A 22775-nucleotide genomic window follows, 5' to 3' on the forward strand; every position below is an offset into this window, starting at 1 on the left:
GTATGAAATCTAAGGTCAAGCCACTTGTAGTTGAATCTGGTAGTTATGAGCTAGGAGTTCTCAACCCACGTCGAACCTAGATGAAAAACTTCCTACTCATAACTATTTTTTTGTAAATTTTAAAAAAATGATTTTTAATTTTTGAAATTGAATTTTTATTTTTTTATTGTTCAGAATATCTAGAGTTTTATAACTCTAGCTTGTGTTTATGGGAGGGAGAAATGGAATACAAAGAATTTATTACCCACGTCCAAAGCTTGGCTCAATCAAACTCGCGCGAAGAAGCGGAACGTGCTACCCGTGCGACGCTAGAAACTATTAAAGAACGCATTTCTGGAGATGAAGCTCAAGACTTATCCACTCAATTACCACAAGAACTTGGTCAATGTTTAAAAGGTAGAGAAGGAGAGCCAGATCAAAGCTTTAATTTACAAGATTTTATTGTGCGTACCAGTCAAAAAGAAAATTTAGAACCGACAACAACAGCAATTCATGTACGTGCTGTTTTTGCAGTGTTACAAAATGCTGTGACTCCAGAAGGTTTTGCTAAATTACATCGTCATTTTTCTCATGATTACGAGGAAATGTTTGGTACACCACCAACTAGTGAAGTAACAGCCTAAACAATTCAAAATTCAAAATTCAAAATTCAAAATTATTAGTCAGGAAAAAATATGACCAACCATAATCATCATGCTGGGAAGAAAAAAGTAGCTATTCTCATTGAACAGGGAGTAGAAGATGTAGAATTTATTATTCCTTGTAATGGGCTAAAACAAGCTGGGTTTGAGGTAGTTGTCCTGGGTGGACGGATGAATGAAAAATATAAGGGTAAACGGGGGAAACTTTCTACTCAAGCTGATGCTACCACTACGGAAGCGATCGCATCTGAATTTGATGCTGTAGTTATTCCCGGTGGAATGGCACCTGATAAAATGCGCCGTAACCCCAACACCGTCCGGTTTGTGCAAGAGGCTATAGAACAAGGAAAATGGGTGGCCGGTGTTTGTCACGGGCCACAAGTGTTAATTGAAGCTGATTTACTTCAAGGTAAGCGGGCTACAGGTTTTAGTGCTATCCGCAAAGATATGATTAACGCCGGTGCAAACTACCAAGATGAAACTTTAGTAGTTGACGGTAATTTAATTACATCCCGTGAACCTGGAGACTTGGCAATTTTCACCACAGCGATTTTGAGCCGTTTGGGTTATGGCGGTAAAGAAGCTGCATTACCAAATGAGGAAGACACCAGCGCAGAATGGTGGAAACTGGCTGATGCTTGGGGTGGTTCAACTAAAAGTGAAATTCTTCGCGGTTTGAATACAGCTTTGGGTGGAGAACGTTATTCACTAGAAGCATTGGAACAGTACACAGAAAAAGAATCAGATACACAAGCTAAAGCCTTGTTTCAAGAGATGATTACTAATAAACAAGGTCACATTGAAAAGTTAGAAACATATCTGCACAGGCTTGGCGAAAAACCCTCTTTTGGTGCGAATATTGCCAATCAATATGCCAAGGTGAAATCAACTTTTACAGGTAGTGATGACATCTACCAAATACGCTGCGCCTTGGGTGATTTACAAACAGGTATTGGTGATATTGGTAACTTATGTGCTATGTACACTGACCCAGTAGCAACAGCCATTTTTAAAGGTATTTACCAAGACTTAGTACAGTACGAACAGCGACTAGTTCAGTTATATCGGACACGCATGATGCCGGCAGCCAAGCCCCCGAAGCCAACTACAGGAGCAGCAGTATAGATGTGAAAAGAGGTTCGTAGTGAGGGCTAAAGCCCTCAAGCTCAGGACTAAAGTCCTGACTACGAACTTATTCACCAAACACTTTGATTTGGAGATAAAAAAGTGACTGTCACATCAGGAGATAAACAAGCTGAAGCCGGCGACATGGAACGTTGGGCATCACTCATTGGCGGTGGTGCGCTCGTTTTAATGGGTTTACGACAAGCCTCTTTGCGGGGAGTATTGACGGCTTTAGCGGGTGGAGGATTGATTTATCAAGGTGCAACTAAGCATAGCACTATTGAGCAAGTTCAAGAAGCTATTGGTTTGAACACACCTATCAAAGTTGAAAAGACGGTGACAATTAACAAGCCAGCAGAGGAACTCTACCGTTATTGGCACAACTTTGAGAATTTGCCCACATTCATGAAACATCTCAAATCTGTGAAAGTTTACAATGAGAAGCGATCGCACTGGATAGCGAATGCACCGCTCGGTAACAGTGTAGAATGGGATGCAGACATCTTAGAAGACCGAGAAAATGAGTTTATTTCTTGGGCTTCCGTAGAAGGTGCAGACATTGAGAACTCTGGTTTTGTGCGTTTTACAAAAGCACCAGGAAATCGAGGTACAGAAGTCAAAGTAGTCTTAGAATACAACCCCCCAGGCGGAACACTAGCTGCAATTTTCGCCAAACTTTTTGGTGAAGAACCAGAACAACAAATAGGCGACGAATTACGCCGCTTCAAAATGTTGATGGAAACAGGGGAAATTGCCACCACTCAAGGACAGCCTTCTGGGAGGAAGTAATACAAATTCAAAATTCAAAATTCAAAATTCAAAATTCAAAATTAAGAAATCCTTAGAGGTTATTTATGAATAGGGTAATTTCTTGGTTACAAAATTTTCTGCTACGTCAAGTTGTAATTATTTGTTTGATAGTAGCTACATTTTTTGTAGGACAGTGTTTTATATATAGTAATGCCATAATTGCCCAGGCGGATGTGCAAACTCCAGAGGGCATCTATTACAAAGGTACGCCCGATAATCAAGGGATTAGTAATGATACTCAAATCAGAAATGCTCAACAAAGGTTAAAAAGCACTGTTGATAATGTTCGTGAGAAACTAAATTTAGATGAAGAAACTCCTAGGGCTACAAAAGAATTTCGAGATACTATGCAAAGAAAAGTAGGAAAAACTGTAGAGCCGATTACTGGTGAGGAAGGCGGTTATTATCAACAACCTCTAGCCCAAAGAGAAATGAGGAAATAGTTTTCAGGCTTATAGAGACGTGATTAATTACGTCTCTACAAAATATTGATTAAGCAATAATAATTATGAAAGCAGTTTGCTGGCATGGAACAAACGATGTCAGGGTAGAAAATGTACCTGACCCAAAAATTTTGAATCCCCGTGATGCCATTATTAAAATTACTTCTACAGCCATTTGTGGCTCAGATTTACATATATATGATGGCTATATCCCCTCAATGCAAAAGGGTGATATTCTCGGTCATGAATTTATGGGGGAAGTCGTTGAACTAGGAAGCGCAGTCAAAAATGTGCAAGTAGGCGATCGCGTAGTTGTTCCTTTTACTATTTCTTGCGGTTCTTGCTTCTTTTGTCAACGGCAATTATGGTCTTTGTGTGATAATTCTAACCCGAATGCCTGGATGGTAGAACTGCAAATGGGTTACTCCCCATCAGGTCTATTTGGCTACTCTCATTTATTCGGTGGTTACGCTGGTGGTCAGGCAGAATACGCCCGTGTACCCTTTGCTGATGTTGGCTTGTTCAAAATCACCGAAAATTTAACAGATGAACAAGTGCTATTTTTAACTGATATTTTTCCGACCGGCTACATGGCGGCTGAAAATTGTGATATCGAACCCGGTGATATTGTCGCCGTTTGGGGTTGTGGCCCAGTCGGACAATTTGCCATCAGAAGCGCGTATATGTTGGGTGCAGAAAGAGTCATCGCCTTTGACCGCATCCCCGAACGCCTACAAATGGCTAAGGAATACGGTAAAGCCGAAGTTCTCAACTATGAACAAGTTGATGTTGGGGAAGCACTCAAAGAAATGACCGGCGGACGTGGCCCTGATGCTTGCATTGACGCAGTAGGAATGGAAGCCCACGGTACTGATTTGACATACTCCTTGACCTGAAGGTACAAGGATTCTCTAAGTCTCACGGCTTAGATTTCTGCTTCTTAGCAACTGCCTCTACCCCAAAGGTTTTTCGGTCTTATGTTTGCTCCACAGACTTAAATTCCCGGATGTCCCTCGGTATCTACTTAAGTTTAGCACAAAGCCGTCTTTCTAGGACGGGGTTTCAGACCCAGAGGTTTCGATGATGGCTTTCTACGACCAAGTTAAACAAACCGTGCGCCTAGAAACAGACCGACCAACAGCTTTAAGACAGATAATAGTCGCTTGTAGAAAAGCCGGTCATGTATCAATTCCCGGTGTATATGGGGGCTTTATTGACAAAATACCAATGGGTGCAGCCATGAACAAAGGTTTAACTTTCAAAATGGGACAAACCCACGTTCATAGATATTTAAAACCTTTACTAGAACACATTCAAAACGGTGAAATTGATCCTACATTTGTAATTACCCATACTTTACCGTTAGAACAAGCACCCCACGGCTACGAAATTTTTAAACACAAACGAGATAACTGCATCAAAGTTGTACTAAAACCTTAAGGTAATCAAATTATGACTGACACCAGCGTCAAAAAAATTGATTCTTCCCATTCTCCCAAAGGGAAACTCGGTCAGAAATATTTAGCATCCGGTAAATCTGTTTCTATGCGGCTTTGGGAAAATGAACAACCAGGAGAAGATAAACAACCTACCAAACGCGAATATGAAACCGTAGGTTATGTAATGAATGGTCGTGCAGAACTGCATATTGAAGGGCAAATCATCTCACTAGAACCTGGCAGTTCTTGGGTAGTTCCCAAAGGAGCAACCCACCACTACAACATTCTAGAGCCATTTACAGCAGTAGAAGCAACCAGTCCCCCAGCCCATATTCACGGACGTGACGAAAATTAAACAACATAATCACCACACAGATTTAACATCTGTGTTTTTTTATTCTAAAAAGAACATCTCAAACCACTTCTATCAACTCTTACTCTCTGCGCCTCTGCGTGAGGCAAATAAATACCTGCATCCACCGAAATAAATCTACTATAAATATTTCCAATTTTTCTATAACTCTTGAATGATGTAGATAAAACATTTACTTAGTTTCCTAGAAGAAATAAGCCATAAAAAAACAGAGATTTGTGAGCTTTTCTTCTGTCACTTACTAACAATAAAAATGTTTTATCATTCCAAAAAACTGCAATATTTCAAGCCCCCCGAAAAACCTGATCCTGTCTACGCGATGAAAATTCAAGAACTCATCGGCGGAACTTTTGGGGAAATGACCGTCATGATGCAGTACCTATTTCAAGGTTGGAACTGTCGTGGCCCTGCCAAATACCGAGATATGTTGCTAGATGTGGGGACTGAAGAAATTGGCCACATTGAAATGCTAGCTACAACCATTGCCCATCTGTTAGACAAAGCACCTGTAAACATCCAAGAAGAGGGAGCAACAGATGCGGTAGTCGGTGCGGTGATGGGTGGGACAAACCCACGAGAGGTCATCATGAATGCAGCCATGAATCCCCAACACGCTATAGTTTCCGGTTTAGGTGCAATGCCAGCCGATAGTGTGGGCTATCCTTGGAATGGTCGTTACATTGTTGCTAGTGGTAATCTCTTAGCTGATTTTCGTTCTAATCTCCACGCCGAAAGTCAAGGACGTTTACAAGCGGTACGGTTGTATGAGATGACGAATGACCCAGGGGTGAAAGATACCCTAAGTTTTATGATTGCTCGTGATACCATGCACCAAAACCTGTGGTTAGCTGCAATTGAGGACTTAGAACAATCTGGTTTAGAAAGCACTCCAGTTCCTAGTTCCTTCCCTCTGGAATTAGAAAAACGACAATTCGCTTATCAATTTTGGAATCATTCCGAAGGTAATGAAAGTGCAGAAGGGCGTTGGGCAAAAGGCCGTTCAATGGATGGTAGAGGGGAATTTGAGTATGTTACTAACCCCCAAGCTCTAGGGTCAGAACCACAGCCACCACAACCAGAACCACAACTTCATGGCACACCCCAAACTAGACCAGAAACAAAAGGTGATGGTTCTAGCAAACCACCCCTAGTTCAGCGTATTGGCTAAGAAAATCAGACATGGGGCAGAAAAATTCAAAATTCCAAAGTGTTTCTTCCCCTGCCCCCTGCCCCCTGCCCCCTGCCCCCTGCCCCCTGCTCCTCTGCCCCCTGCCCCTCTGCTACCCGGTGGGAGCTATGACCCCTCACCCCGGTCTTGAGCTGCACAACTTAAAATAAAGATAAAGAAAAGAAAACGATCACAGTGATCACCGTGATCGTAGACGAATTAACTATACAAGCTAGATTGTACTACAAACAAACGTCTATCGACCTATCCCCCAAAAGGGGGTTTTTTTTGCTTGCTGATATCAAGGTTGTCTTTTCTGAGGTGCGATCGCTCCACCAAAGTCAATCATAACTGGAAATCTCACACTCCCTTGAATCCTGCCTGATTTTCTAGCTCTTGTTCTGTAGCGGTAGAAATTCGCCCATTCACTTTGACACGCTCCGAATTTTGACGACGCAGACTAACTTGACTCAGGAATATACCAAATAAGATCAAACTGCCACCAAAATAATGAGCTACAGTAGGAGCTTCACCAAGAATTAAATAAGCTGCCAAAATACCTGCAATCGGAGTGAAAGAACTAGCTAAGGAAGCTGTAGATACAGTAGTAAATCTCAACCCTTTAATCCAAAATGATTGACCTAAAACAACAATTAACCCACCATAAATAAACATCCATTGCCATAAAAAAGGTGAGAGTACATCCATAAAATGCTCACTACCATAAAGCAATATGGCAAAGATAAAAAATACAATAGTCCCTAATGCTGTCCGAAAGATACTATAAATTCCTAAGGGAATATGAGCGAGGTGTTGTTTACTAATAATTGTGGATAATGCTAAAAATACTGCTCCTGCTGCTGCTAAAATTTCCCCTAGACCAATATGGAAACTCCCCATAGTCATCATGCTTTCAGTTTGGGGCTGAAGAATCACAGTTAAAATTACACCAACAAAAGCTGCGATCGCACCTACAATTTCCCAAATATTTACCCGTTCTTTCAATAGCAAAATAGATAATACTAAACTCAAAGGCAGTTCTATCCGTCCTACTAAAATTACATTATTAACATTAGTTAAAGCTAGGGATTGAAAAATTAACCCTGGGGCTAAAGCTCCTGATAAAATAGCGACAATTGTTAAATTAAACCATTGTTTTTGATTAATTTGCTCTAAAGCGGGTTTATTCCACTGTCGCCCATAAATCAAAATCATCAATGTTAAGGCGCACAGATTCCCCACAAATAAAACATTACATAAAGAAATTGGGTTACGACCATCTAAAAAGTTCGCTGCACCGATTTCGGTTAATTTGCGAGTAACTGCACTCGAAGCTCCAAAAATTAAGACTGCTAACCACAGATAAATTTGACCAGGAATTTTAATTCTCTGTTTGGTCATAGTTACACTACTCCCACTACATAATAATTCACTTGATTTTGATTGCGATGAGTCATGTTTTCACCGCACCCCTAGCTCCTCTGCTGACTAAGCCCCCGTTTCCTTTTCCCTATTTTCGGCTTTTATGCCATACTTTACACGGAATTTTCCTGAGAAAATGCTGAGTATTGGCTAAATTTCCTGCATAAGTAAATTCAGGAAATCTCTACTTAGGTTTCAGGTGAACTTCAGCAGTTGTTGAGATGCTGTAATCGCTGAGATAAATAAACACTGGAGTTACAAATGAAACTTGCACCATCTCTACTCACAACCGTTGCTTTAGCTGGTATGTTAACGGTCTTTGATGTTCCATTACAAGCCGTTAATCCTACTTGGGGTGAAGCTTCAGCTGCGGAAATGAAGGATGCTACAGGGTTGACTGCACAACAAAAAATTGACCTACTAATCAAAAATAAGGGTCAGTTTGGTAGTGGAGATCAATTGCGTCGCTTTTTCTTTGGGGACTTAGAACCAATTGGGGTTCAACCTGGTGGCGCAGGTATGGTAGTTAATCTGTACAATAAGGCTAATAATGTTACCATCTCTTATTGTGCAACTTATGATGTGGTAGTTGCTGTCAAAAAAGGCAAAATCAAAGCCTTTGCGCCAGAAGAAGTCAAATAATTACTCCATTCGCTAGATACCGGACTTTGATCAAAGTTCGGTATGTGAACTACCTACACTGCCCTCTGCCTTTCTTCGTAAAAAGTCGCTCAATAATATTAGAATTATGGCTATTCGGCAAACTACCAAATTTCACAGTGCAAGGTTTTATCAACTTAAACAAGCCATTTGGCTGGACTTCTCATGATTGCGTGGCGCGGGTGCGAAAATTGTTAAAGCTCAAACGTGTAGGACACGCAGGAACTTTAGATCCTGCTGCTACGGGTGTGCTACCAATTGCAGTTGGTAAAGCTACAAGATTATTACAATATCTTCCTAGTGACAAAGCCTATAAAGCCACCGTCCGTTTTGGTGTGCAGACTACAACTGATGATTTACAAGGTGAAATTATCACTTCCCAACCCTGTGCAGAATTAAATTTAGCAGAGGTGAAAATCGCACTGACGCAATTTATCGGTCAGATTGAGCAAATACCACCAGTTTACAGCGCGATACAAGTAGAAGGAAAACGGTTGTATGATTTAGCGCGTCAAGGTGAAACTGTAGAAGTTCCCTCACGCATAGTAGAGATTTATAGTATAGATGTTTTGGATTGGCGAGACGGAGATTTTCCTGAATTGGATGTAGAGATAGCCTGTGGTAGTGGGACATATATTCGCGCGATCGCCCGCGATTTAGGTACAGTGTTAAATACTGGGGGAACTCTCGCCGCTTTAAGCCGTACTCACAGCAGTGGCTTTAATTTAGCAGATAGTCTGACTTTCGAGGAGTTAGAAACTCAACTACAAAACAATACCTTTCAACCCACCCCCCCAGATGCAGCCTTGCAACACTTACCATCTGTAACTTTACCCAGTATCTCTGCAAAAAAATGGTGTCAGGGACAGCGTATTACTCTCAATCTAGAGATTACCGGCAATGTGCGAGTTTACGAAACAGAAAGCCGTTTTTTAGGAATTGGCGAATTACAAGCTGGTGTATTAATTCCTCAGATGGTATTTGAACCAATAGCTTAAATAATTCGTAATTCGTAATGGACTTCGTCCCGCTTCGCTAACGTAATTCGTAATTCGTAATAAAAATCAAGAGTCTTGTAGGGTGCGTCAGACTGCTTAAATGCTGTCAATCATCAGATTTTTGATATCTGACGCACCCTACTAATATGTTAGTTACGTAATATTTACACTTTCTTACTTACAGCAGATTTCATTGCTATAAGGTACAAATCATAATAATGAAACTCTTGTGGGGTGGGCATCTTGCCCGCCAATAGTGTACCTCATTACACCGGAAAGTGCTGTATGTTCTAATTCCTGTTCTTCTTGAACGCACCCCAACTAATTGCAAGCAATATAGTTGGGGATTCTTTCGCTAAGAAACCATAAGATTTCTCAACGCATCCAGAGTTACTGGCGTTCTCAGTTTGTCGTTGGAACTTTTGCCTACGAACACTCTAGAAAAATGCTTATCTCTCATGATTAATGAGTACCAATATCTAGCACCAATATTATAAGAAGCTGAGAGATCAGCGTTGTATTGTTTACCATTTTTAAATACAGCTAAAGAGTAATTAGTCTTACCCCTTCTAACCTTACCACTTCCATCAAAAGCATAAGCACTGGTGTACTTGGGATTAACAAAAACTACTTTACCTCCCAATTCATTCCATCTTTGTTGTGTCAACTCAACTATTTTACAGTGACACCAGAGATGGAATTTTTGTTTTTGTAGAGAACCTTTTCTACCCGCTTTCGCTTTCCATCCAGATAAATTCTCAAACACAATTACTTTGACATTGTGAGTTTTTGCAAACCCTACAATACCTCTCATAACCTTACGAGAAATTTCTAAATTGATGTTGGCTGATTTGCGGTAAAGTCCTTTACAAAAACCAGTAGGTATTTTTTGTTTGGTGAGGCAGTCGCAGTCCTGGCGGTTTCCGTCGGTTGCGAACTGCCGAACCCGGAGGGTTAAGTTAGCTGTTTGTGATGATTTCTTCTTAATCATCATTCTACGTTGGTTTCTTCGGTCTATGTCTCTAGCAGGATTAATAAACTTCCTTGCTTTTACAGTACCGTTTTTAGCAACAATTGAGACTGTAGCAGCATTGTTAATACCCATATCAACACTGCATACAAACTCTGAATCTTCTCTATCAACCTTCTTAATTTGAACGGGCATAGAAAGTTGACATTTGTTTTTATTAACAACTAAAGCAGGTGATTGTATCTCATTACCGTCAATCAGATGACGCGATAAACCATGTTTTTTGATTTTAATGCTGTTAAGCCATACCCAATCAGTTCCACTCCATACCTTAATATCGACAGTTTGATAATTTAACCCATACCTTACCTGTTGACCTTTATATAAAGCAGGATAAGTTTTACACATTGCAGTTAGCCTTGGTGGTCTAGCTGTTCTATGTTTTCTTATTCCTGATTGCCATTCATAATATCGGCTTTGAAAGCTTGAAACTATACCAATAGCGTCAGCTATTGCTGCTCGTCTTAAATAGCTAGGAAACTTTCTAAAAAACGGATATTTATTAACTACTTTCTGAAAATATCTATGCTTTGGACTAGGATTATCTGCGGTTTGATGAATCATCTTCTCAACCGCATTGACCTTCTCTTTTGATGTCAACTCACCAAGAGTAAACCATTGAGCGTTAACAACAATTACTAAAGGAAGCAAGAAGTTACGATACGCCTCCACTGTTAAAACCATTTCGCGTTTTTGTTCCTTGTCTACTGACAATTCCCAAATATCAGTTCTAACTTCTTGTATGGATTTTCTTTTAGTTGCTCCTTTAGTCATTGGCTTTGTCTCGACCTTGACAGACATATACTACCAAGCTACTGTTTTAGTTGTCAATACAGCTATTTGATTAGTTATGGAAAATGGCATCAGGCTAAAAACCCGTTCTAACAGTGCTTTTAGACTTATCTATCATTTAGTTCTAGTAACTAAATTCCGCCGTAAATCCTTAACAGGAGAAATCCTTACTAGGATGAAATCAATCATCACCGAACTATTATTTAAGTGGGAATGTGAGTTAATTGAGTTTGGCGGAGAATCGGATCATGTACATCTGCTGATTGAGACTCATCCTAGTGTTGATTTATCTAAATTAGTAAATAATATAAAAACCGTAACTTCTAGGAAATTACGGTCTGAATTTTCTCAACATCTAAAAAAGTTTTATTGGGCAGAAAAGCCTCAGTTTTGGTCAGGTTCTTATGCGTTAATTAGTGTTGGCGCACAAGCACCATTGGACAAGCTTATAGAATATGTACAGAACCAAGAGAAACCAGAATAAATCGTTCGCACTTTCTTTTATACTGGTTTCGCTAACCCAACAATCAACTTCGTTATAGGTAGGGACTGCGCTCAACATTTTTGTTCAAAAAACCACATTTCAGCCAACAGAGTGAAGCCAAAAAGCCAAACTACGCAAATAACTGTTATCCAAAATATTCCGATCATAATTTTTTCCTCCAATGCTCTCTCGTGGATCAAGGGAGTGTTTCAGATTACATCAATAAAATCATCTTCAACTTATCTAAATTATCGCGCCTCATTTCCTCACTCATTCAGATAATTCATAAAAATCAACGTCTGAATCGCCGTTACTGGTACGCTAAACTAAAGAAAATTGGGAGCAAAATCTCTGGTAGTAAATTCAACCTACACACACCTTTAATTACTCCAGCGAATATGTTTCACGAAGATGAAGAAGCACTGAATGTTCAACAGTCAGCGATGCTCAAACCAACACACTTTGCTGACTTAATCAGAACCGCACAGTTAGTTTTTGATCCTGCGTCGGGAGTTTCAGGGAGATACATAGAAGTTGATTGGCAAGAATTTGGTATTCCCGATGAAGTCGCTCAAAATTTATATTTACTTGGTCAAAAATATCGCTATGCTTCTCCCGGTATTCCAGCTGATATTATTTGGGAACAATTGACCCCAGCTACTAGAACATGGTTTGTCAACAATAAAGATGAATTATGGAAGTTTGAAGAAGCTTTTCCGCCTTTAGATGAGGACTAATACATTGGCTGGAGTTATTCAGCCTTGGGTGCATTAGTCATATTAATGCACCCTGATATATTTTTTTAGGTTCTCCACAGTCCAGACTATCGATAACTGTGGAATTTCAAGTAAGTTCAATTTATTTAATAATTCATCAACTTTTCTAAATTAATGTTATGGTTTAATTCTATAATATAAGCAGCTAGTTTTTTTTAATACATATTTATACTGATAAATACGAGCAATTTACCAATCAAACCCCTCAATTGAAGTGCATAGTAACATTAATTTACAAGCGCGTATAGATGAATCAAATTGTAAGTCCTATTTCCGCCACCAAGGAAACCATCACTCAAAAGATGCGAGTTGTCAAACCACGACTACCAACAAAAAAACTCATAGTTGTGACTTTGGAACTCCTATTATCCTTTCCTTTAGCTCTAGCTTTAACAAAGCTACACTTTGGTGGAATTTCTTGGATATTTGGCGGTATTGCTGCGGGAACAACGATTTTGCAGTTATGTCGTATCTTTTATCAGTATTCTCCCCGCCCCAATCGCATGGCCAGAAAAGTTGGTATGGCCTTAGTAGGACTGACAGTAGGTGCTTCCAATGCTAACACTGATTTAACTAGCCTAGCGGCTGGAATCCCGGTGTTTATTTTGTTGACTCTATTTTTGCTGTTGTGTGGTGGCTGTATTGGCTATATTTACTCTCGCTTGAGTCACACTAATCTGTTAACAGCGATGTTGGCTACAGTTCCTGGAGGCGTGGGGGTAATGTCATCAATTGCGGCTGATTATAATAAAAATGTCACCTTGGTAGCAATGGTGCAAGCGATTCGCGTCACCTCTGTAGTTTTACTGATTCCCTTCATTGCCAGAACAGCAGTCGGTAATTACTTTAATTTACCAACCCTAACAGTTAATAGTGGTTGGTTGAATTTTGATGTATCACAACTACAATTATTAGCAATAGCATTACCAATCACAGTACTCATAGTTTATCTAGCTGGTATTTTCAAGCTACCTGCGGGTGATTTTTTTGGCTCATTACTCCTAGGACTAACATTGAATTGTGTTTTAGGTTGGTTGCCGTTTGTGGGTGATATTAATTTTAATCCTCCCCAATTGGTGAATATTATCGGTCAAATGCTTTTAGGCATTACTATTGGGGAGTATTGGGGAGAAAAACCTGCTTTTGGTAAAAGAACTATAGTTTATGCTTTAATGTCTGTAATTATGACCTTAATTGCTGGTGCGATCGCTACTATTTTAGCGATGCAATTAACCTCATGGGACTGGTTGACTTGTTTATTAGTCACCGCACCAGGAGGAGCAGCAGAAATGATTTTAGTTTCCCTAACACTAGATCACAATGTAGAAATTGTCACAACAGGTCATTTAGTTAGGCTTATCGCCATTAACAGTTCTTTACCCCTGTGGTTATTTTTATTTCGCCGCCTTGAGACTCAGGGGAGTGGGGAGTGGGGAGTGAGGACTGGGGACTAGGGACTGGGGCAGGGGGCAGGGAGCAGGGGGAGACAAGGTAGACAAGAAAATAAATCATGTCCCGTTTGCCCATTCTTAATTACGAATTACGAATTACGAATTACGAATTACGAATTACCAATTATTCCAGGATTGTATCTATGGTTGCTAAAACTCAAGAATTAGACGCTCAATATTGGGTGAAAACTCGTTCTTCTCTTGATTCTACCCAATCAACCTTTCTCACTTGGCAAGGGAAAATTTACGCTTTTATTCCCGGTGAAAGAAGAAAACTACTATTTAAAATTTTGGGTTTAAGTGTCAGTCGTTGTATTCTTACAGAAGTCGGTAGTTGGGATTTTACTTCTAGGGAACTAACTTATTATTTAAATCCAGAAACAGAGGAAATTTTACGTACATGGGAAAATCCCTGGACAGGCGAAACATTACCAGTCATTCACGTTGCTAATAACCCTGTGCAGGGTCGTTTTAAAGGTAAATTTCCCGCTCTAGTAGATGTAGAAAATACAACTTTCGTCTTTGATATTTTCCCTACATATCCGAACCCTTTAGCAGCAGATGCTACCTTATCTGAATATAGTCCCTATGAAATTTATCAAGCAGCAGAACTATTTAAACTGACAGTACCAACCGCAGATTTATTTAACTCAGAACTAAATTCAGTATCAAAATTGCAGCTAAGTTGGGATAGGATGGGTCAATGGTTGCCTTGGATGAAAATGAGCGATCGCCCTGGCTATTTAATCTATAGTGCCTTTGGTAGTAAAGTCAATGGTTTAACGGAATTACCCCAGTTACTTCAAGATGAAATTAATAATCGCGTACCTTTATATAAACAAGCTCCCAAAGGTTTTGATGAGGGTGAAGACATGACATCTTGGTTATACTTCAAGAAAAACTTTCAAGCATACCTAGCTGGTGAAACCTTCCCTCTACCTGTCGGCGAAGAATCTTAAATTAACTATCAAATTTATCTGTAATACCGTTTCTTGATAAAGATGCACTTTATTCTGTACTGTAGAGACGTTGCATGCAACGTCTCTACATCATTGATTTGGTGCAACTTCATAGAGAATTGGTCTAATGCCTGGTGCAGTTGCTAGAAATTGGTTAAAAATAAAGTAATATTTATCTAGAGGTAGATAGTATGTACATCCAAATCAAACCAGAAATACAGCAATTTATTCAAGCACAGCTTGCAAGTGGTAGATTTGCTACTACAGATGATGTAGTCGATGAAGCTTTTAAGCTATTACAAGAAAGAGAACAGCGAATTAAAAAAATACGAGAAGAAATTTCTATAAGTACTGAACAAATTGCTAAAGGGCAAGTAACTGATGGCGAAGTTGTATTTGCCAGATTACAAGAAAAAATTCAATAAATAAATACACCATTAACAAAATCAAAATTTCCGCATATTTCTACTAACAGGATCAAATCCTTTAGAGAAACGGGTGGTGTCGTCATAACAAGCATCAGTTAAATCTGCGCCATACAACTTAGTAAAATTAAGTTTAGCACCCCGGAGATTGGCTTCATTGAGTTTAACTCCACACAAATTCGCCCTAGTCAAATTAGCATTGGCTAAATTTGCCCTACTCAAATCTGCACCCCACATTTTAGCTTTAGCTAAGTTTGCACCACTTAAATCTGCTCCCCATAAGTTTATTCCTGGCAAATAGGCAGCAATTAACTTAGCTTTAATTAAGTTAGCGGCAGGAAAATATCTCTCCCCTGCCTGATATCGCCGTTTTATTTTCTCAGCATCCATTGGTTGCATTTACCTTCTTCAACAACAAAGAAGTTATCTGTTCCCATTCTTGGTTGATATCTCCACTAAACGCTGGCTGACTGCTGCGCTGATACCAATAATGGGCATTATTTAAATCGCCTTCTTTGCGATGTAAATAAGCATGAACCCAAGCACTATCAGCATCATGAGCATCCTGCACAATCTCATGGGCGTGATTCCAATCACCTTTTTTGTCATACCACAAGGCTTGTAGTGCTTTTGGTAGGGTTTGGGGACAAGGACGCTGTTTTGCCATCAATCGTAGAAATTCTTCTGTATTCACGATCGCTACTCCACAAGTATCAAACCTCTATCTCCAAGATACTGCCCAAATCACTGAAGAAACCCACTTATAGAAAACCGAGTTTCTGAAATTTTGTAACAATTTTAAGGTGATTGTAATATATCTACTTATATATATCCTTTATAATTTCAAACCTCAAATCGGATTTCTATAGGAATCATATTTGATTTCTGAAAAAAAAACTAAGTAACGCGATGTGCAACTTATTTTTGAAACTCCTCTCCATAGAGCAAAGCTCTTCTCGTAGAGTACCTCCGAACAGCAACTGTAGAGACGTTGCATGCAACGTCTCTACTTTAAATCTTGCTCCCCTTCCCTACAAGGGAAGGGGTTGGGGGTTAGGTTTTAGAGAAAGTTGCACACAGCGTTAAGTACACCTCTGTTACTTCTTTTCCTATTCCCCCAACCCCCAACCTTCCTGCCTACGCAAATAATTTCAAACCTCAAATCGGATTTTTATATGAAACAAATTATTACTCAAGTTGATGCGTTTACCGATAAACCCTTTCAAGGTAATCCCGCCGCCGTCTGTGTTTTAACAACGCCTCAATCTGATGAGTGGATGCAGAATGTTGCCCAGGAGATGAATTTATCTGAGACGGCTTTTTTACTCAAAGAGGATGATGGTTTTAATCTGCGCTGGTTTACGCCAACAACAGAAGTACCGCTTTGTGGTCATGCAACCTTAGCTAGTAGTCATGTACTTTGGTCTGAGGGGCATCTATTACCAGATGAAACCGCACGTTTCTACACTAAAAGCGGCTTACTGATTGCTAAACGACAAGGTTCATGGATTGAGTTAGATTTTCCGGTGACTCATTCTCAAGCAACTGTTGCGCCACCAGAACTGAGGGAAGTGTTAGGAGTAGAATTAACAACCGTTGTGCAGAATAATTTAGGTTACTTAGTAGAAGTTGCAACAGAAGCATTAGTCCGGGAAATGCAGCCAAATTTTCAACAAATGAAAACCTTACCTTTGGCTAATGTAATTGTGACAAGTCGCGCCAACTCTGATTCTCCCTACGATTTCGTTTCTCGTTTCTTTGCGCCAGGGTTAGGGATTAACGAAGATCCAGTAACGGGGGCTGCCCATTGTTGCTTGGCTGCATATTGGCGCGATCGCCTGCACAAAGATCAATTTCTAGCATATCAAGCATCAAGTCGCGGTGGAGTAGTAAAAGTTACTTATCCAGGAGGCGATCGCGTTTTTTTAGCCGGTCAAGCTGTGACAGTTTTACGGGGCGAGTTGTTACTTAGTCAACTTGAGTAACCCTGAAACTGCTAGCATTTTAAGGTTTAGCAACACTAGTGATGCTCTTGTTCAGAGCCTCTAAAGCTGTTACCACTTTCTGTTTATCAGGTGTAGAGGATTTGAGTCCAGCATTGATCTCATCTGATTTATCCTCAATTTCTTTGTAGGTATTCGGGGATTTAGCTTTCACTCCATCCTCAACCTTTGACCAGTAGTCCTCAAATTTGGCAAATTCTCCCTTAGCTGCGGTAAAATTTCCGGCTTTAACTGCTGCTTCAGTATTGGTAACAACACCCTGCAAACCTTTAAATTCCGTTGCAGCAGTGGAAGTAGCTGCTGTTTGAGAAGTAGAATTTTCAGTAGGTAAAGTCTGCGTAGTTGATTGTTCTGTATTGTTGCATCCCACTAAAGCTATCACGCTGAGTAGAGTAACCATGAGAACTTGATAAAAACGATTCATTACAAACTCCTTCACAAAAATTATTGGTGTCAACTATTATCTTCTGCGGGCTTTTGATAATGGTGATTTATAACACAAATTTTGTTTAAATATCACATTTACCTAGTACAAAAATATATAATAGGGTTTTTGTGAACCCAAAATTACATATTAAGGTAAAGAGTATATTTACTATTTTTGTGTTGTTACCTATTGTGCTTTATGTTAAAACAGAGTTTGAAAAATATAATATTCTTTTAGCAAAGTATTTACGTAGAGTCTAATTTTTCAAGACTCTATTGTGATCAGCACATTTGCATTTTTAGTAACTAGCCAAAAAGTTTCCACTCACTAAATAAATACATACTATGAAACGCTCATTTCGTAAGTATCATCGTGTTCTTGGTATCATTCTATCTTTGCCACTAATTTTAACTGTAGTGACCGGAATGTTAACAACATTTGTCCGCGAGTGGTCTATTAGTATAGGAATCCCTGCTAGTTTACTCTTAAGTATTCATACAGGGGAGATTTTCCATCTTGAAGGCATATATCCCATTTTGAACGGATTAGGAATGCTAGGATTATTAGTGACGGGATTAAGTATGTCTGGTTTGTTAAGTAGACGAACTCCACCAAAGTCCAAAAATTAAACATCAACGAGGTGTTATCTTCCTCCTAATCCACCATACCCAATACCTCGATTCACCCGTCACAATATTAAAAGAAATTTATGTTTATTGATAAAAATGTCTACTAAAGTAACGGGGAAGAAAAGACAAAGTACTATAACCTTGTGTGATTGGCCGATTGAACAGTTGCCGGGATTGAGTCAACTAGAACAATCCCAACTGCAAAACTGTGGTATTAAAACTACAGTGGGGCTAATAAAACAGGGCAGAACTTTGGAAGATAAACTAGCTTTAGCGAGTAAATTACAAGTTCACATTCAATATGTAAACAAATGGGTAGCTTTAGCCGATTTAGCTAGGATTCCCAGCGTCGGCATCCAGTATTGTGGTTTATTACTACACGCAGGAATTGGTTCTGTAGCACAGTTAGCCCAAACTCCAACCCACAGACTACACAGACAGATTTTACGCTTGCAGGTAGCAACCATGCAGCGACGGGATTTGTGTCCAGCAATTGAGCAAGTCCAACAATGGAGTCAACAAGCGAAAACCCTAATGACAGTTAACAGTTAACAGATTTAACTCCCCTGTCTCCCTTGTCTCCCCTGTCTCCCTGCTCCCTGCCCCATGCCCCATGCCCCATGCCCCATGCCCCATGCCCCCTGCCCCCTGCCCTATCAATAACCTGCATCCTTTACCAAGACACCATTGAGAAAGATATCGGCTAAACCTTCTGCCATTTCTTGCATTTGTTGGGGGGAAGCATCGGGTTGCATGAGGGTATTATTGGAGAACCCAGCGATCGCAAACATTCCTAAGAAGACTTTGGCTACTAAATTGGCATCCATGCGGCGATAAATGCCTTTATCCATTGCGGTTTGGAAGAAGGCTTCAGCAACATCTGTCATTTTATTGATCACTTCGATTTGAATGCGATCGCGTAAGTCTGGATGAAATTGCACTTCCATGAAGCAAACGCGCATTAAATCGGCATTTTTTTGTAAATTCCACATCCGGCGGCGCATCACCTGTGCTACAGCTTTATAGCTGCCCATTTCACTTAATTCTGTCAGTAAATCTGTGAGAATCTCCACCCAGCCCGCAGTTGCGACTTCTACTAAAATCGCTTTTTTATTAGAAAAATGCCGAAATAAAGTTCCTTCTGCCACACCTGCTGCTTGTGCTAAGTCACGGGTGGTAGTGCCATCAAAGCCCTGAGACGCAAATAACTTGAGTGCTGCCTGTAAAATGCGGGAGCGTGTCTGTGCTTCTGAGGGTGGGGGAGAATTAAAAACGCGCATAATAGTTAATGTAAAATCTCTGGAACATGGTTTGTAGCATTATTGTCTAACGTCAGGTACAAAAAGCACAGAAAGCTTAATACAAGATTAACGCTCCCATCGCTAATTTACCTGTCACCTAGGTAGTGAAAACTCATTTTACTCATCGCTTATGAATCATTCCAGTTCCCCGAACACGCCAGGTATGAAAAGTCAATTATATATTCCCTGTTTTTTGAGCAGGAATTTTACCCGCCGACTTTTAACAATGTTATTGGTAGTGATAGTTGCTTGGTGGGGGTTAGTACCACAGACGGCTTTAGCCCAAACCCAAACCCTACCACCTGCTGAAACTACGCTGCAACCGAGCAGAACTCCTACAGATAAAAGTTCGATTCAACCCTATTTAGATCGGGTAATCAAGCAGCTAACCGAGTTCCGCTTGAGTAATGGCATGAAGTTCATTGTTTTAGAACGCCATCAAGCACCTGTGGTTTCCTTTCTCACTTACGCAGATGTGGGTGGTGTGGATGAACCAGATGGAAAAACTGGTGTAGCTCACTTTTTAGAGCATTTAGCATTTAAAGGTACTACCCGTATTGGTACAAAAGACTACCAAGCTGAAAAACCTCTGTTGGAGCGGTTAGAGCAGTTAGATATACAAATTCGCGCTGCTAAAGCTAATGGCAAACAAGATGACGTTGCCAAGTTACAAGCAGATTTTCAGCAAGTAGAAGCACAAGCAGAGAAATTAGTCAAGCAAAACGAATTAGGGCAAATAGTTGAGCAAGCCGGGGGTGTAGGTTTAAATGCCACTACTTCCAGTGAAGCAACCCGCTATTTCTACAGTTTTCCATCAAATAAGTTAGAACTGTGGATGTCACTTGAATCAGATCGATTTCTTGAGCCTGTCATCCGACGGGAGTTTTTTAAAGAAAAAGATGTGATTTTAGAAGAACGCCGGATGCGGGTGGAAAACTCACCTATTGGGATGATGGTGGAAAAGTTCATTGATACAGCTTTCCAAGTCCATCCTTACCGACGGCCTGTCATTGGTTATGACGAAGATATTCGTAACCTGACACCAAAAGATGTACAGACTTTTTTTGAAACTCACTATGTCCCCAGCAATATCACCGTTGCGGTTGTAGGAGATGTCAACCCAGCCGAGGTGAAAAAATTAGCGCAGACTTACTTTGGACGCTATCAAGCTAAACCCAAGGCACAATCAAAAATTCCTGTAGAGCCAAAACAAACCCAAACACGAGAAGTAACTTTAGAGTTACCTTCCCAACCGTGGTATTTAGAAGGCTATCATCGTCCGGCTACCACCCATCCTGATAATGCGGTGTATGAACTCATTGGCAGTTTATTGAGTAATGGACGGACATCAAGATTGTATAAGTCTTTGGTAGAACAAAAACGTGTAGCCTTAAATGCCCAAGGCTTTAGCGGTTTTCCTGGTGACAAGTACCCCAACTTGATGCTGTTCTATGCGCTGACAGCTCCTGGTCACAGTGTAGATGAAGTGGCGGCGGCCTTACGTCAAGAAATTGAGAAATTACAAACTCAACCTGTAGCAGCTTCCGAATTAGAACGGGTGAAAACTCAAGCACGGGCAAATTTACTCCGCAGTCTAGATTCTAATATGGGCATGGCACAGCAACTTTTAGAATATGAAGTGAAAACTGGTTCTTGGCGAAATCTGTTTAAACAGTTAGATGAAATTGTGGCTGTGACTCCGGCGGATATTCAGCGAGTAGCGAAGAATACATTTACCCCAGAAAATCGCACAATTGGCAAGCTGTTATCAAAGTCAGCTTAAACAACTCAAAATACCCTACGGGTAGGCTTATGCTTCTCGAAAAAAGCAAGCTACAAAATTCATAAGTATTAAGGTGAGGGTTTAAAGGCGGATGTCCAGGAAAATTCAAAATGGTAGGCGACTGATTTTTGCGTTCTTGGTTGCTTGTGCTTTTTTACTGGTAACTTTTAACTTTTCTCCTGTGGCGACAGCAGCAGCCAAGCACTACACGGAGTTAGAGTTTGCACCAATACCAGAAATTAAGTTACCCAAGTACGAGCGGTTGGTGCTGCGAAATGGCTTAGTTGTGTATCTCATGGAGGATCACGAACTACCTTTAGTTAGTGGTACGGCGTTGATACGAACTGGTAGCCGTTGGGAAGCAGGGGATAAAGTTGGCTTGGCTGGCTTGACGGGTACGGTGATGCGGACTGGGGGAACTCAAAAGCATTCTCCTGATGAGTTAAATGAAATATTGGAACAACGGGCGGCGGCGGTAGAAACTAATATTGGTGAAGGTGTGGCTAGTGCCAGTTTTGACAGCCTGAGCGACGATTTAGAAACGGTGTTTGGGTTGTTTGCTGAGGTGCTGCGAGTACCAGTATTTGCTCAAGAAAAGTTAGATTTAGCTAAGACACAAGTTAAGGGTAGTATTGCTCGGCGGAATGATGATCCTGATAGTATCGCCAGCCGAGAATTTCGCAAGTTGATTTATGGCAAAGAAAGCCCCTATGCCAGAATTACAGAGTATGCCACAGTAGATCGAATTACCCGCGAGGATTTGGTGAAGTTTCACCAGAATTATTTCCACCCCAATAATATGATTTTGGGGATTGTGGGTGATTTTGACAAGCAGAAAATGCGATCGCTCATTCAAGCTAAACTAGGTGATTGGCAACGTAACCCCAGACTGAGTAAATTACCTTTACCAGAGGTATCACCAGCTAATACAGGCGGGGTATTCTTTGTGAATCAGCCACAGTTAACCCAAAGTAGTGTGTTAGTTGGCCATTTAGGTGGTAAGTTTGATAATCCTGACTATGCAGCTTTGGATGTGTTGAATGGGGTATTTAATGGCTTTGGGGGTAGGTTATTTAATGAATTGCGATCGCGTCAAGGTTTAGCATACTCTGTATACGGTTATTGGAGTCCCCGCTTTGACTACCCTGGTATGTTCATTGCTGGGGGACAAACTCGCTCTGACGCAACTGTACAGTTCGTTAAAGCTTTGGAAGCAGAAATTAAGCGTATGCAAGCTCAACCAGTCACAGAGCAAGAATTAACTCGTGCTAAGGAGTCTACCTTAAATTCCTTTGTCTTCAACTTCCAAGATCCTGCTCAAACCCTATCTCGATTAATGCGCTATGAATATTACGGCTATCCGGCTGATTTTCTGTTCCGCTATCAAAAAGCCGTATCTGCAACCACAGCCGCAGATGTGCAACGAGTAGCGAAGCAATACCTCAAGCCAGAAAATCTCGTAACTCTCGTAGTGGGTAATCAAAACGCTATTCAACCACCATTAACTCAGCTAGCAGCTCAGGTGACACCCATAGATGTAACTATTCCTGCTGCACAAAAACAAGCTCAAAATCAATAGTTGAGGGACTTCCACATCAAGAAAGACCTCAAATGTAGCCAGTAGGGTGTGTTAGGC

At 40.5% G+C, this 22775-nt stretch carries 25 protein-coding genes and 2 pseudogenes; 20 read left to right on the top strand and 7 right to left on the bottom strand.

The annotated features are described in order from the left end of the window. Positions 1–221 precede the first annotated feature (221 nt). The 8 genes and pseudogenes from ACPZ3T_RS03905 (at position 222) to ACPZ3T_RS03940 (ending at position 5999) form a co-directional block, all read left to right on the top strand. Positions 222–623: a DUF2267 domain-containing protein gene (locus ACPZ3T_RS03905; RefSeq protein ID WP_490273671.1), complete on the top strand. Its 402-nt coding sequence runs from the start codon at positions 222–224 to the stop codon at positions 621–623. A 51-nt stretch (positions 624–674) separates the two neighbouring features. After that, positions 675–1766, top strand: coding sequence for a DJ-1/PfpI/YhbO family deglycase/protease (locus ACPZ3T_RS03910; RefSeq protein ID WP_490273672.1), 1092 nt, complete (start codon positions 675–677; stop codon positions 1764–1766). A gap of 102 nt (positions 1767–1868) precedes the next feature. After that, positions 1869–2555 carry an SRPBCC family protein gene (locus ACPZ3T_RS03915; RefSeq protein WP_490273673.1) on the top strand — a complete coding sequence of 229 codons (687 nt, stop codon included), beginning with the start codon at positions 1869–1871 and terminating at the stop codon, positions 2553–2555. 65 nt (positions 2556–2620) lie between these two features. Continuing rightward, complete coding sequence (locus ACPZ3T_RS03920) at positions 2621–3019, top strand: hypothetical protein (protein WP_490273674.1); 399 nt, start codon at positions 2621–2623, stop codon at positions 3017–3019. A gap of 65 nt (positions 3020–3084) precedes the next feature. After that, positions 3085–3897, top strand: a pseudogene (locus tag ACPZ3T_RS03925) (zinc-dependent alcohol dehydrogenase); the annotation flags it as partial. A gap of 205 nt (positions 3898–4102) precedes the next feature. Further along, positions 4103–4459 (top strand): annotated as a pseudogene (locus ACPZ3T_RS03930) (glutathione-dependent formaldehyde dehydrogenase); the annotation flags it as partial. A 12-nt stretch (positions 4460–4471) separates the two neighbouring features. After that, entirely contained in the window at positions 4472–4813 is a 342-nt protein-coding gene (locus ACPZ3T_RS03935) for a cupin domain-containing protein (protein ID WP_490273675.1), read from the top strand. Between the two features lie 271 nt (positions 4814–5084). Continuing rightward, positions 5085–5999, top strand: coding sequence for a manganese catalase family protein (locus ACPZ3T_RS03940; RefSeq protein WP_490273676.1), 915 nt, complete (start codon positions 5085–5087; stop codon positions 5997–5999). A 360-nt stretch (positions 6000–6359) separates the two neighbouring features. On the opposite strand, the gene ACPZ3T_RS03945 is transcribed toward ACPZ3T_RS03940, so the two are convergent. Beyond that, positions 6360–7400, bottom strand: a complete 1041-nt coding sequence (locus tag ACPZ3T_RS03945; protein ID WP_490273677.1) for a DMT family transporter — start codon at positions 7398–7400, stop codon at positions 6360–6362. A gap of 282 nt (positions 7401–7682) precedes the next feature. Here ACPZ3T_RS03945 and ACPZ3T_RS03950 point away from each other — a divergent pair, with 282 nt between their 5' ends. Together ACPZ3T_RS03950 and truB are read left to right on the top strand one after the other, a co-directional pair. Beyond that, on the top strand, positions 7683–8063 hold the full coding sequence (locus ACPZ3T_RS03950; protein WP_490273678.1) for a hypothetical protein: 381 nt from the start codon (positions 7683–7685) through the stop codon (positions 8061–8063). Between the two features lie 137 nt (positions 8064–8200). Then, the gene (gene truB, locus ACPZ3T_RS03955; protein WP_490273679.1) at positions 8201–9079 is read left to right on the top strand and encodes a tRNA pseudouridine(55) synthase TruB; all 879 of its coding nucleotides are present in this window, start codon (positions 8201–8203) and stop codon (positions 9077–9079) included. 355 nt (positions 9080–9434) lie between these two features. Here the strand turns inward: truB and ACPZ3T_RS03960 are convergent, their stop codons facing one another. Continuing rightward, the gene (locus tag ACPZ3T_RS03960; protein WP_490273680.1) at positions 9435–10883 is read right to left on the bottom strand and encodes an IS200/IS605 family accessory protein TnpB-related protein; all 1449 of its coding nucleotides are present in this window, start codon (positions 10881–10883) and stop codon (positions 9435–9437) included. A 76-nt stretch (positions 10884–10959) separates the two neighbouring features. On the opposite strand from ACPZ3T_RS03960, the gene tnpA reads away from it, so the two are divergent. The 5 genes from tnpA (at position 10960) to ACPZ3T_RS03985 (ending at position 14996) form a co-directional block, all read left to right on the top strand. Beyond that, on the top strand, positions 10960–11385 hold the full coding sequence (gene tnpA, locus ACPZ3T_RS03965; RefSeq protein ID WP_490273681.1) for an IS200/IS605 family transposase: 426 nt from the start codon (positions 10960–10962) through the stop codon (positions 11383–11385). Between the two features lie 398 nt (positions 11386–11783). Further along, positions 11784–12122 carry a hypothetical protein gene (locus ACPZ3T_RS03970; RefSeq protein WP_490277111.1) on the top strand — a complete coding sequence of 113 codons (339 nt, stop codon included), beginning with the start codon at positions 11784–11786 and terminating at the stop codon, positions 12120–12122. Positions 12123–12409: 287 nt separating this feature from the next. Beyond that, the gene (locus tag ACPZ3T_RS03975) at positions 12410–13615 is read left to right on the top strand and encodes an AbrB family transcriptional regulator (RefSeq protein WP_490273682.1); all 1206 of its coding nucleotides are present in this window, start codon (positions 12410–12412) and stop codon (positions 13613–13615) included. Between the two features lie 140 nt (positions 13616–13755). After that, positions 13756–14571, top strand: coding sequence for a DUF1838 domain-containing protein (locus tag ACPZ3T_RS03980; protein ID WP_490277112.1), 816 nt, complete (start codon positions 13756–13758; stop codon positions 14569–14571). Between the two features lie 191 nt (positions 14572–14762). Beyond that, positions 14763–14996, top strand: a complete 234-nt coding sequence (locus ACPZ3T_RS03985; protein WP_490273683.1) for a ribbon-helix-helix domain-containing protein — start codon at positions 14763–14765, stop codon at positions 14994–14996. A gap of 21 nt (positions 14997–15017) precedes the next feature. Here ACPZ3T_RS03985 and ACPZ3T_RS03990 read toward each other — a convergent pair whose 3' ends face one another. Beyond that, positions 15018–15386, bottom strand: coding sequence for a pentapeptide repeat-containing protein (locus ACPZ3T_RS03990; protein ID WP_490277113.1), 369 nt, complete (start codon positions 15384–15386; stop codon positions 15018–15020). Beyond that, entirely contained in the window at positions 15376–15690 is a 315-nt protein-coding gene (locus tag ACPZ3T_RS03995) for a hypothetical protein (protein WP_490273684.1), read from the bottom strand. Before ACPZ3T_RS03995 ends, ACPZ3T_RS03990 begins: the two co-directional genes overlap by 11 nt. A 481-nt stretch (positions 15691–16171) precedes the next feature. Between ACPZ3T_RS03995 and ACPZ3T_RS04000 the strand changes: the two genes are divergently transcribed. Further along, complete coding sequence (locus ACPZ3T_RS04000; RefSeq protein ID WP_490273685.1) at positions 16172–16981, top strand: PhzF family phenazine biosynthesis protein; 810 nt, start codon at positions 16172–16174, stop codon at positions 16979–16981. A 19-nt stretch (positions 16982–17000) separates the two neighbouring features. Here ACPZ3T_RS04000 and ACPZ3T_RS04005 read toward each other — a convergent pair whose 3' ends face one another. Continuing rightward, positions 17001–17423 (bottom strand): DUF4363 domain-containing protein, encoded by a 423-nt coding sequence (locus ACPZ3T_RS04005; RefSeq protein ID WP_490273686.1) that lies wholly within the window; start codon positions 17421–17423, stop codon positions 17001–17003. Positions 17424–17770: 347 nt separating this feature from the next. On the opposite strand from ACPZ3T_RS04005, the gene ACPZ3T_RS04010 reads away from it, so the two are divergent. Together ACPZ3T_RS04010 and ACPZ3T_RS04015 are read left to right on the top strand one after the other, a co-directional pair. Beyond that, entirely contained in the window at positions 17771–18055 is a 285-nt protein-coding gene (locus tag ACPZ3T_RS04010) for a peptidase (protein WP_490273687.1), read from the top strand. Positions 18056–18151: 96 nt separating this feature from the next. Then, positions 18152–18607, top strand: coding sequence for a DUF4332 domain-containing protein (locus ACPZ3T_RS04015; RefSeq protein WP_490273688.1), 456 nt, complete (start codon positions 18152–18154; stop codon positions 18605–18607). On the opposite strand, the gene ACPZ3T_RS04020 is transcribed toward ACPZ3T_RS04015, so the two are convergent. Both ACPZ3T_RS04020 and ACPZ3T_RS04025 read right to left on the bottom strand, forming a co-directional pair. Then, on the bottom strand, positions 18597–18725 hold the full coding sequence (locus ACPZ3T_RS04020; RefSeq protein ID WP_490273689.1) for a hypothetical protein: 129 nt from the start codon (positions 18723–18725) through the stop codon (positions 18597–18599). The genes ACPZ3T_RS04015 and ACPZ3T_RS04020 overlap by 11 nt on opposite strands. Then, positions 18712–19335: a TetR/AcrR family transcriptional regulator gene (locus ACPZ3T_RS04025; RefSeq protein WP_490273690.1), complete on the bottom strand. Its 624-nt coding sequence runs from the start codon at positions 19333–19335 to the stop codon at positions 18712–18714. The genes ACPZ3T_RS04020 and ACPZ3T_RS04025 overlap by 14 nt, the downstream gene beginning before the upstream one ends. A 184-nt stretch (positions 19336–19519) precedes the next feature. On the opposite strand from ACPZ3T_RS04025, the gene ACPZ3T_RS04030 reads away from it, so the two are divergent. Together ACPZ3T_RS04030 and ACPZ3T_RS04035 are read left to right on the top strand one after the other, a co-directional pair. Next, positions 19520–21139 (top strand): M16 family metallopeptidase, encoded by a 1620-nt coding sequence (locus ACPZ3T_RS04030; protein WP_490273691.1) that lies wholly within the window; start codon positions 19520–19522, stop codon positions 21137–21139. A 91-nt stretch (positions 21140–21230) separates the two neighbouring features. Further along, a complete protein-coding gene (locus ACPZ3T_RS04035; RefSeq protein ID WP_490273692.1) occupies positions 21231–22718 on the top strand; it encodes a M16 family metallopeptidase in 1488 nt (495 codons plus the stop codon). Positions 22719–22775 lie beyond the last annotated feature (57 nt).

This window comes from Aliinostoc maniaoense (assembly GCF_058172895.1).

What these genes read in the sequence shown, in the direction of transcription:
- ACPZ3T_RS03905 (WP_490273671.1), top strand. Translation starts at nt 222, where the DNA reads ATGGAATACAAAGAATTTATTACCCACGTCCAAAGCTTGGCTCAATCA.
- ACPZ3T_RS03910 (WP_490273672.1), top strand. Translation starts at nt 675, where the DNA reads ATGACCAACCATAATCATCATGCTGGGAAGAAAAAAGTAGCTATTCTC.
- ACPZ3T_RS03920 (WP_490273674.1), top strand. Translation starts at nt 2,621, where the DNA reads ATGAATAGGGTAATTTCTTGGTTACAAAATTTTCTGCTACGTCAAGTT.
- ACPZ3T_RS03935 (WP_490273675.1), top strand. Translation starts at nt 4,472, where the DNA reads ATGACTGACACCAGCGTCAAAAAAATTGATTCTTCCCATTCTCCCAAA.
- ACPZ3T_RS03940 (WP_490273676.1), top strand. Translation starts at nt 5,085, where the DNA reads ATGTTTTATCATTCCAAAAAACTGCAATATTTCAAGCCCCCCGAAAAA.
- ACPZ3T_RS03945 (WP_490273677.1), bottom strand. Translation starts at nt 7,400, where the DNA reads ATGACCAAACAGAGAATTAAAATTCCTGGTCAAATTTATCTGTGGTTA.
- ACPZ3T_RS03950 (WP_490273678.1), top strand. Translation starts at nt 7,683, where the DNA reads ATGAAACTTGCACCATCTCTACTCACAACCGTTGCTTTAGCTGGTATG.
- ACPZ3T_RS03960 (WP_490273680.1), bottom strand. Translation starts at nt 10,883, where the DNA reads ATGACTAAAGGAGCAACTAAAAGAAAATCCATACAAGAAGTTAGAACT.
- tnpA (WP_490273681.1), top strand. Translation starts at nt 10,960, where the DNA reads ATGGAAAATGGCATCAGGCTAAAAACCCGTTCTAACAGTGCTTTTAGA.
- ACPZ3T_RS03970 (WP_490277111.1), top strand. Translation starts at nt 11,784, where the DNA reads ATGTTTCACGAAGATGAAGAAGCACTGAATGTTCAACAGTCAGCGATG.
- ACPZ3T_RS03975 (WP_490273682.1), top strand. Translation starts at nt 12,410, where the DNA reads ATGAATCAAATTGTAAGTCCTATTTCCGCCACCAAGGAAACCATCACT.
- ACPZ3T_RS03980 (WP_490277112.1), top strand. Translation starts at nt 13,756, where the DNA reads ATGGTTGCTAAAACTCAAGAATTAGACGCTCAATATTGGGTGAAAACT.
- ACPZ3T_RS03985 (WP_490273683.1), top strand. Translation starts at nt 14,763, where the DNA reads ATGTACATCCAAATCAAACCAGAAATACAGCAATTTATTCAAGCACAG.
- ACPZ3T_RS03990 (WP_490277113.1), bottom strand. Translation starts at nt 15,386, where the DNA reads ATGGATGCTGAGAAAATAAAACGGCGATATCAGGCAGGGGAGAGATAT.
- ACPZ3T_RS04000 (WP_490273685.1), top strand. Translation starts at nt 16,172, where the DNA reads ATGAAACAAATTATTACTCAAGTTGATGCGTTTACCGATAAACCCTTT.
- ACPZ3T_RS04005 (WP_490273686.1), bottom strand. Translation starts at nt 17,423, where the DNA reads ATGAATCGTTTTTATCAAGTTCTCATGGTTACTCTACTCAGCGTGATA.
- ACPZ3T_RS04010 (WP_490273687.1), top strand. Translation starts at nt 17,771, where the DNA reads ATGAAACGCTCATTTCGTAAGTATCATCGTGTTCTTGGTATCATTCTA.
- ACPZ3T_RS04015 (WP_490273688.1), top strand. Translation starts at nt 18,152, where the DNA reads ATGTCTACTAAAGTAACGGGGAAGAAAAGACAAAGTACTATAACCTTG.
- ACPZ3T_RS04020 (WP_490273689.1), bottom strand. Translation starts at nt 18,725, where the DNA reads ATGCAGGTTATTGATAGGGCAGGGGGCAGGGGGCATGGGGCATGGGGC.
- ACPZ3T_RS04025 (WP_490273690.1), bottom strand. Translation starts at nt 19,335, where the DNA reads ATGCGCGTTTTTAATTCTCCCCCACCCTCAGAAGCACAGACACGCTCC.
- ACPZ3T_RS04030 (WP_490273691.1), top strand. Translation starts at nt 19,520, where the DNA reads ATGAAAAGTCAATTATATATTCCCTGTTTTTTGAGCAGGAATTTTACC.
- ACPZ3T_RS04035 (WP_490273692.1), top strand. Translation starts at nt 21,231, where the DNA reads ATGTCCAGGAAAATTCAAAATGGTAGGCGACTGATTTTTGCGTTCTTG.